This window comes from Microcoleus sp. B4-D4 (genome assembly GCF_036705185.1).
Classification (GTDB): Bacteria; Cyanobacteriota; Cyanobacteriia; order Cyanobacteriales; family Microcoleaceae; genus Microcoleus.
Window position 1 is genome coordinate 23,572 of the sequence record NZ_JAUBTX010000034.1, and the last position, 8,880, is coordinate 32,451.

Annotated in this window: 3 protein-coding genes and 1 pseudogene; 3 read left to right on the forward strand and 1 reads right to left on the reverse strand. The window is 42.8% G+C overall.

Annotated elements, in window-relative coordinates:
- Positions 1–369: 369 nt before the first annotated feature.
- Positions 370–4,617, reverse strand: coding sequence for a PAS domain S-box protein (locus QUB13_RS21740; protein ID WP_333384643.1), 4,248 nt, complete (start codon positions 4,615–4,617; stop codon positions 370–372).
- A gap of 373 nt (positions 4,618–4,990) precedes the next feature.
- On the opposite strand from QUB13_RS21740, the gene QUB13_RS21745 reads away from it, so the two are divergent.
- The 3 genes and pseudogenes from QUB13_RS21745 to QUB13_RS21755 all read left to right on the forward strand — a co-directional run.
- Positions 4,991–7,165, forward strand: a complete 2,175-nt coding sequence (locus QUB13_RS21745; protein ID WP_333384646.1) for an EAL domain-containing protein — start codon at positions 4,991–4,993, stop codon at positions 7,163–7,165.
- Positions 7,166–7,344: 179 nt separating this feature from the next.
- On the forward strand, positions 7,345–8,292 hold the full coding sequence (locus QUB13_RS21750) for an NAD(P)-dependent alcohol dehydrogenase (RefSeq protein ID WP_333384648.1): 948 nt from the start codon (positions 7,345–7,347) through the stop codon (positions 8,290–8,292).
- Between the two features lie 327 nt (positions 8,293–8,619).
- Positions 8,620–8,880 (forward strand): annotated as a pseudogene (locus QUB13_RS21755) (hypothetical protein); the annotation flags it as partial.

An 8,880-nucleotide genomic window follows, 5' to 3' on the forward strand; every position in this document is an offset into this window, starting at 1 on the left:
ATAAAAAAAATAAATCCCATTCACACCAAAAATATAATTGCTATATAATACAGCACATTCCATCTAATGCAATGCCATTGCCTCATGCTGATATCTGCAACACACATCTCCAAAAACTTCCACATCTTTTTCCAGGTTGGTTTCTATTGGAAATATAGCCACTGCTGAAAGCACTATAGCAATCCTAAATGATTATACTCGTTACCAGGCTCTGCCTGGTAACGCATATCCGGAGGCTCTGCCTCCATTGTCGCAGCCGAGGCAGAGCCTCTGGACATCGGTTCCCAGGCAGAGCTTGGGAACCAGTTAACCAGTTATTGAAACTGATTTAGGATTGCTATATAGCTTCTTTGTCCTTAAACTCGATAGCTAAAGTGGATTCGGCAGCAGAGGTCGAATTAACTCCATAATTCGGTCATAATTAAAATTGTTGATATAATCAGTTAGTGCCTTAGATAAACCTGCTTTAGATTCAGGAATTTGTACAATTAATTCGTTCATAACTTCGGTGTCGAGATAGTAAGCGGCGTGATACATTTGTTCTAACCACTGAGGGGACATCACAGATATATCTTCTACAGACAGCGTTTCAAGCAATAGTTTCTTGTGAGTTTGTTCTACGACTGCGTAGATATATTGCACTCCCAAATATTTAGCAATTTTGTCAAAGATGTCTCTCTGCTGAAATGGCTTGCTTATAAGATCGTTGCAGCCAGCGCTAAGAACTTTCTCTCGCTCTTCTTCAAAAACACTGGCAGTTAAAGCAATAATGACAGTTTCTTGGTTCTTAGGGCATTGTCTAATATATTTAATAGCAGTGTAGCCATCCACGATCGGCATTCGTAAATCCATCATAATCAGGTGCGGCAGCCAACTCTCCCACAGCGAGAGTGCCTCCATTCCCTGTTTTGCCTCTCTTACCTCAAAACCCACCAAGGTAAGGCTCTCAACTAACAAGCGGCGATTTTCTTCTAAATCTTCAACAACAAGAATGCGGTAACTTTGTTGTCCGGGAGCTAAACCAATTACTCTTTGATTAATTGATTCTGGGGGTAAGAATGCTGCTTGAGGCAACTGTACACCAATCTCAAATGAAAAAGTGCTACCTCGGTTCAAAGTGCTTTTAACGCAAATTTGACCGCCCATGAGTTTGACGAGTTTTTGACTGATCGCTAAACCAAGCCCGCTTCCTTGACTCAAATTATTCCCGGCTTGGGCTTGCACAAATACCTTAAATAATTTATCAATTTCTGTGGGGGCAATTCCCACGCCTGTATCCTCAACTTCAAAACATAGGTGACAGGATGTTTCGTCTCTTTGGGTTGCTCTTACTCGTAGGGTGACGCTTCCTTGCTTGGTAAACTTAATCGCATTACCGAGTAGATTTGTCAAGACTTGATATAGTTTTTTCTCATCATTATGCACAAATCTGGGTAGATCGGGTTCTTGCTCGACAACTAGCTGTAATTCTTTAGATTGAACTCTAAATTGCAGCATTTCTTCAATAGATGTCAGCAAATTTGTCAAGTCAAAGTCAGAAGGATTGAGTGTCATCCGTCCGCTCTCTATTTTGGATAAATCTAAAATATCGTTAATCAAGTCCAATAAATGTTTACCGCTACGATTCACAATCTGTAAACGTTCTTGAACAGAAGGAGTCAGATTGCTCTCATAACTAATCAATTGCGTGAATCCCAAAATTGAGTTGAGGGGGGTGCGGAGTTCGTGGCTCATATTGGCTAGGAAGACTGTCTTGGCTTGGTTTGCTTCATTTGCCTGCTGAAATTCCAACTCAGCTTGTTTGCGATCGCTAATGTCAATTAAATATCCCAAGATTTCTACTGGTGTACCTGAACCATCTCGAATTAGCCTAAGCTGACACAGCATCCAGCGATAAACCCCATCGGAGCGACTCAAACGGTATTCGTGGAAGTAAAAATCATTAACGAATAAATTTGCTAAGCCATTAACCACTGGTTCTACATCATCTGGGTGTAAGTGATTCACCCAAAATTTAGAATCTTCTAAAAACTCCCTGCTTTCGTAGCCCAATACATCTTTGATATTTTTGCTGATGAACGTTGCGCCATAATCGCCAGCAGGTTTACTGCTAAAAATGACAACGGGACTGTAGTTTAGAAGAAAGTTGAGGCGATTTGTAGTAGCGTGCAAGGCTTGCTCAGCCAGTTTTAGCTCTGTTGCGTCCTCCTGAACCGCAACATATACAGTTCCGTATTCAGGATGCTCAAACATAGATGTATGAACTCTGCACCAAAAGAGAGTTCCATCTTTCTTTCTATTGTGGACTTCATATTTCGCTTCCCCAGTCTGTTCAATTTGAGTGACTATATCTAGAACGGTTACATCTGGTGTAAAATTTGTATCGAGATAATTCAAGACACCAAGTGGTTGACCTGCGAGTTCGTCCTCTGTGTAGCCAAACATAGCGTCAAAGGTAGGATTGGTGTAGACTATCATGAGGTCTGAGGCTTTAATCAAATACACCCCTCCTGCCATGTTATTCATGATAACGCTTTGAATATCTAGCGTCTTTTGAGCTTTTTTTCGAGCCGTAATTTCTTGGATCTGAGAAATAAAATGCAGTGGATTTCCCTGGCCATCTTGTACTAGCGATCCATTAAGAATAATCCAAATAATATGTCCTTGTTTATGGAAATACCGTTTTTCCATTTGGTAAGTTGAAATTGTTCCTGCTAATAGTTGACGTGCATAACTAAGATCCCCGTCTAAATCGTCAGGATGGGTGATGTCTTGGAAAGTTAACGCTAACAACTCTTCTGAGGAGTAGCCAATAATCTGACATAAGGCAGTATTGACTTTAATCCAGTGCCCATCAAGTGAAACGAGCGCCATCCCGATAGAGGCATCTTCAAACGCATGGCGAAACTGCTCTTCACTGTTTCGTAAAGCTGCTTCAATTTGTTTGCGATTTATTTCAGCTCGTTTGCGATCGGTGATGTCGCGTTTAATTACAGAACACCCAATAATTCTGCCTGTTGTGTCCTTCAGAGGTGATATGGTACAAGATATTTGGATAAGCTGTCCATCTTTGCGGACACGCACGGTTTCATAGTTTTCAATCGTTTCTCCTTGTCGAATCGTTTCTAGGATTTGTTGTTCTTGGTAGGTAAGATTGGATGGAATGAGAATGACGATGGATTGTCCTATGATTTCTTCAGCCTTGTAGCCAAAGATTTTTTCTGCTGCATTGTTCCAGCTTAAAATGATTCCGTCTAAGGACTTGCTAATCACTGCCTCACCAGAGTATTCCACAATCGCTGCCATGTGAGCTAGTGATGCTTCTACTTGCTTGCGATCGCTAATATCGCGCAGAATAACGGTAAACACCGTTTCGTCTCCCATTTCCAGCCTAGAAATAGAGGCTTCAGCCGAAAACTGCGTTCCATCTCGACGACGACCCAAAATCTCGCCTCGTTCTCCCATCCTTCGCGCTCTGGTAGAAGAGTGTCCAAATTGTTTGATATGCTGCGGATGTGCATCTCTAAACTGTTCTGGCAGCAGTAAATTCAGTGGCTTCCCTAAAATATCCTCCATTTTATAGCCAAAAATCTTTTCTGCCCCTTGATTAAACAGGGTAATGCGTTGAGTGCGATCGACTGAAATGATTGCATCATTGGCGATTTCTAGAATTCCTGCAAAACGAGCCTGCGATTTTTGTAAAGCATCTGTTCGTTCAGCCACAAGAATTTCTAAATTTTCGTTAAGTTTTTTAATTTCTGCTTCGGCTTGTTGACGCTGGTAATCTATCTGGTTTAAAAAGCGAGCCGTTCCCAAGATGAGAATTGAGAAGGTGAGAACCATAACAGTTGAACGCAATGTATAGCCAAAATTAGCGTTATACCAGCCTAAATTTTGTCCCTGAAGAGTGAACCAGTTCACTGTCACTGGAAAGATTGTCCCCCAAGGCAGCAACCACCGAACCATTACTCCGCCGACCAGGGGACTGGTTACTACTTGCATTAATCCTTCCTTGGGGCGGAGCAATAAAATTCCTCCATAGAGGATGAAAAAGGTGGCGATCGTGTTTAGGGATTGAGTCGTCGTAATTGTGACCAACCGTTCAAGAATCTCGGCATTGAATTGGTGTGCAAATAAAGCTAGTAGAGAAATTAAAGCTGCAACACTACTAAAAATCTGAGCCAACCAAGTGTGTCGTTGGGAATTTTGCCCTAACAGTAAGAGTCCTAGTCCCATCAGCACAAAATTTAGGGCGGTATTTATTCCCATTCTTCCCGGATAAGGAGTCGCTGAAGACACGAAATCTCGGAAAAGCCACTCATCAATACCCAGCTTCCAACCAAAAATATACTGGCTCAACGTCAGCAGACCCATGATGATTATGAGTCCTGCCATCCCTTGAGCGATGCGATTGTGCAGTCGGGTTCTTTGGTACTGCAACAATCTCAAAGACACTCCAGCCAGCAAAAAGCAAATTGCCGTGTTTGCTTTCATGGTCGAAGTCATACCGGGAAAACCGCTTTTGAGTAGCGAGATGTCAAATTGCCAACCTAGCAGCGCGAGACATCCGATCGCAATCACGAGTAAGCTTGCCATTTCAGAAATGCGCTTGTTCATAAATCGGCTGCTTGGGTTGAAACACTCTGCTTCTGATGTTAGGCCAAGCGAAGAAGAGCAACCACTGGGGGGCTGCACCTAACCGAACTCTTCAGATTTTGTATGTCTGCGCCCCCTTGCCACACCAATATATCGGCGATCGCAGGACTTATTTCTAGGTAAAGTGAGCTTTATACGCTAGTAATTCAACTATACTATTTGTGTATAAGTAGAAAGGCGTAAATATTTGTAGTTGGGATGAGGCAGGAGTCAGGAGACAGAATGAGGAGGGATTGGGGTTTTAGCCTCATCGATCTTTCTTAACACAGTTGTGTTTTTCCCCACCGACTTACTTATGTTTATAGTCGTCTAGCAAGAAACTAGGGAAATCAGTATGATTGTCGATAGAACTAGCGATAGGGTTAGCGATCGAGCTACAAACTACCGAGGCAATATTTTAATTGTTGACGATCTGCCTGATAACCTGCGTCTTCTCAGGGATACTTTAAGCGCACAGGGTTATAAAGTACGCAGTGCTCTAACAGGGTCAATGGCGCTCAGAGCCGCCCAATTGCCATCGACGGAGTTAATTTTACTAGACATTAAATTGCCAGATATTGATGGCTATGAAGTTTGTAAACAATTAAAATCTGACCCTCGCACCGCAGACATTCCCATAATTTTTTTGAGTGCACTGAATGAAACTTTTAATAAGGTTCAAGGGCTGGCTGCGGGCGGGGTAGATTATATTTCTAAGCCATTTCAAATAGAAGAAGTATTAGCTCGTGTCGAAACCCACCTAACTATCGGAAGGCTGCAACAAAGACTCCAAAAGCAAAATATACGTTTGTTGACAGAAATTGAAGAACGGCAACGTCTCGAAGAGTCTCTCTTTGCCGAAAAGGAATTGGCTCAAGTGACACTGCAATCAATTGGTGATGGGGTTATTACTACAGATGCCCAAGGTAATGTAAGATATTTGAATCCTATAGCTGAGCGACTGACAGGCTGGAAGAGTCATGAGGTTCAAGGAGTTCCTTTTTCTACAGTCTTCCTAATTGTCGATCAAGTAACGCGAGAGCCAGTAGAAAATCCTATAAACAAGGCTCTATTAGAGGAGCAAATTGTGGGTTTAGCTAACAATACTATTCTGATTTGCCATGATGGAGCCGAGTATCCGATTGCTGACTCGGCAGCACCGATTCGAGACCGCCAAAGTCAAATTATTGGGGCAGTCATCGTCTTTCATGATGTTACTGAATCGCGCTATCTCGCCCGTCAACTCTCTTGGCAAGCGAATCACGATGCCCTGACGGGGTTAATCAACCGTCGAAGATTTGAGCAGCAGCTAGTTGAGGCGATCGCCTCTGTTCAAGATAGCAATCACCAGCACGCTCTTTGTTATTTAGATTTAGATCAGTTCAAAGTCGTTAACGATACCGTAGGTCATATTGCTGGCGATGAGCTACTGCGCCAAATCACCGCAGTTTTACGCCAAAGAGTCCGCGCTAATGACGCACTGGCTCGCTTGGGAGGTGATGAATTTGGTCTTTTGCTTACTCAATGTTCCCTCTCTCAAGCAGCTCAGATTGCGGAAAGCCTCAAAGACCTAGTGCATCAGTTTCGGTTTATTTGGAATAGCAAAAGCTTTATCATCGGGGTCAGCATTGGAGTTGTTGCTATTGACCAAAACAGCCAAGATTTGAGGGAGCTTCTGGGAGCGGCTGATGCAGCTTGTTATGCCGCCAAAGCCCGAGGTCGCAACTGTGTTCATATTTATAGTCTAGATGATAGCGAACTAATTAAACAACGTGGTGAGAGGCAGTTGATTTCCAAAATCAGCCGAGCGCTGGAAACCAATCGTTTTTGTCTCTATTACCAAAAGATTGTCTCTATTACCTCTAAACCATTGGTAGAGCATTATGAGCTTTTACTCAGAATGCTAGACGAAAATGGAGAAATAGTATCTCCCAATGAGTTTATTCCCGCCGCCGAGCGTTACGGTTTGATAACAGAAATCGATTATTGGGTAATCGAAACTTTTTTCTCTAATTATCACAATTTACCGAAGAAAGATGTTGTTAATCAAGGATTGTATACGATCAATCTTTCGGGGGCTAGCATTAGTAATAATCAGTTTCTGAGGTTTTTAATCGAACAATTTTCTCGCTACCAAGTCCCCCCACAAACCATTGGTTTTGAAATCACGGAAACCGCAGCGATCGCAAACTTTGAGCAAGCCAGATATTTCATGAGCGAACTCAAAAAGATTGGCTGTTGCTTTGCTTTAGATGATTTTGGCAGTGGGTTGAGTTCTTTTGCTTATCTGATGAATTTACCAGTAGATTATCTAAAAATTGATGGTGCTTTTGTCAAAAATATTAGTCATAATTTGATTTCTCAAGCGATCGTTGAAGGCTTTAATCGTATTGCCCATGCGATGAATCTCGAAACTATAGCTGAGTTTGTCGAAGACGAGGCTATTTTAGAAAAATTGCGGGAGATTGGAGTAGATTATGCTCAGGGTTATGGGATCGCCCGCCCTGTTCCTATTAATTTTAATCGCTAGTCGATCGCACGCTCGCCAGCGAACCCATTGCCTCACGCCTGCGTCCAGTCGGTCAGCCTCCAAGAGTCGATCGCCCGCTGCTACAAGGCTAGCTCAATTTACTGTGTCACATTTAGATCGAATGTGCTGTAATTGTAAAGGATTGAGTGTTCTAGTGGAAATAAACCGGAAAATTTGCCATGAAAGCAGTTGCGTTCGATCGCTACGGTTCAGCCGAAGAATTGCAGTACCGAGAATTGTCCAAGCCGATCGCCAAATCCAACGAATTATTAATCAAAGTTCGCGCTAGCAGCGTCAATCCCGTAGACTGGAAAATTCGGCAAGGAAACCTGCAACTATTGACAGGATTTAAATTTCCTCGAATTGTCGGTTCAGACATATCGGGAGTAGTCGTAGAAGTCGGCCGGGAAGTCACCAAATTTCAACCAGGAGATGAAGTTTATACATTTTTAAATCCCCTGAATGGCGGTGCTTGTGCCGAATACGCTGTCGTGCCAGAATCGATAGCAGCAATTAAACCTAAAAACATCACCCATGCAGAAGCTGCCGCAGTACCAATCGCCGGTTTAACTGCTTTGCAAGCGCTGAGAGATTTGGGTGAAATCAAAGCCGGAAAAAAAGTATTAATTAACGGCGCTTCTGGCGGAGTAGGCATTTTTGCAGTGCAAGTTGCAAAAGCACTTAACGCGGAAGTAACGGGAGTTTGCAGCGCTCAAAATACAGAGTTTGTCAAGAATTTGGGCGCAGATTTTGTTCTGAATTATGCAGAAATAGACTTTACTAAACAACCCGAAAAATATGATATAATCTTGGATGCTGTCGGCAAACAAACATTTGCCAACTGTGAAAAACTGCTGCAATCGGATGGAGTTTATATCTCGACTTTACCGAGTTTTGAGAACTTCTTCCCGATGTTGACTAGCTGGTTTTTTTCGACTAAAAAAGCTCAATTAATTGTTGCCAAGCCCAAGCCAGACGACTTGGGATTTTTGCGGGAATTAATCGAATCTGAGCAAACCCGGCCAATTGTCGATCGCACTTACAGCTTAGCAGAAGTAGCCGCAGCCCACACTTACAGCCAAACCGGCCGCGCTGTCGGCAAAATTGCGATCGTCATTGACAGTTAAAAAACTATGTTTGACCGACACGACTCAGACATTATATTTATTACGTGGGAATAGTTCAGCAAAAAATGCGCGGTTGGCGTTAAAGTTAAAAGGGATCTCCGGCTTAACTCAATACACTTGGGTTAAGCCGGAGATCCCTGGCCCCCTTAAAAAGGGGGGACAAGAGTGTTCTCAAAGTCCCCTTCTTAAGGGAGATGCGATGGGGATATCCGGGGAATAAACAGTGTCAACCCAACCTTATTGGAACTTAAGCTGTAAACTCAATTTTTGCACTCACCTACCTCCAAGACTAATAAACGTAAATCTTAAATAAAATCACAAATACCTATGACTGTGCCCTCAGACTTGGAGAAATCCGAACAAGATTCCGACAACAACCTCGAAGAAGTTAGCCCGGAAAATAGCATTGCACCAATTGCCGATGATTCTGTAGATGTTAGTAAATTAGAAGGCGAAGAAGTTAGCCCGGAAAATAGTATTGCACCAATCGCCGATGATTCTGTCGGTGTCAGTAAATTAGAAGGTGAAAAAGTTAGCCCGGAAAATAGCATTGCACCAATCGCCGATGATTCTGTAGATGTTAGTAAA